An 806-nucleotide genomic window follows, 5' to 3' on the forward strand; every position below is an offset into this window, starting at 1 on the left:
ATCGCGAACGAACTCGGGATGATCTGCTCGTTCATGCCGAAGCCGTTCGCGAACCGCCCGGGCAACGGCATGCACATGCACATGTCGATCGGCGACGGCAAGCGCAACCTGTTCGCCGACGACGCCGATGCGCTCGGCATGGGGCTGTCGACGCTCGGCTACCGCTTCACGGCCGGCCTGCTCGCGCATGCGCCCGCGCTGGCCGCGCTCTGCAATCCGACCATCAATTCGTACAAACGCCTCGTCGTCGGCCGTTCGCTGACCGGCGCGACATGGGCGCCCGCGTACATCAGCTACGGCGACAACAACCGCTCGACGATGGTGCGCATGCCGGGCGGCCGGATCGAGCTGCGCCTGCCCGACGGCGCCTGCAACCCGTACCTCGCGACCGCGGCCGTCATCGCGGCGGGCCTCGACGGCGTCGACCGCGAACTGTCGCCCGGTGCGCCGGCCAACGAGAACCTCTACGAGTGGTCGGCGCAGAAGCTGCGCGAGCACGGCATCGGCGTGCTGCCGCAAAACCTCGGCGACGCGCTCGACGCGCTCGAGGCCGATCGCGTGATCTGCGAAGCGCTCGGGCCGGTTGCCGACGAGTTCCTCAAGCTGAAGCGGATGGAATGGCTCGAATACATGCGGCACGTATCGGATTGGGAAGTCAGGCAGTACCTCGAATTCTTCTAAGGAGAAAGCAACATGTGCGGAATCGTAGGTTTGCTGGTGAAGACGCCGGCATTGCGCGAGCGGCTCGGCGAACTGATGGTGCCGATGCTGATCGGCATGACGGAGCGCGGCCCGGATTCGGCCGG

2 pseudogenes are annotated in these 806 nt (G+C 66.6%); both read left to right on the plus strand.

From position 1 onward, the window contains the following. Positions 1-681 (plus strand): annotated as a pseudogene (locus DID96_RS37855) (type III glutamate--ammonia ligase); the annotation flags it as partial. Between the two features lie 12 nt (positions 682-693). Continuing rightward, a pseudogene (locus DID96_RS39360) lies at positions 694-806 on the plus strand (amidophosphoribosyltransferase); the annotation flags it as partial.

Origin of the sequence: Burkholderia sp. Bp8963 (assembly GCF_003854275.1) — a bacterium.
In the GTDB taxonomy this organism is placed as follows: domain Bacteria; phylum Pseudomonadota; class Gammaproteobacteria; order Burkholderiales; family Burkholderiaceae; genus Burkholderia.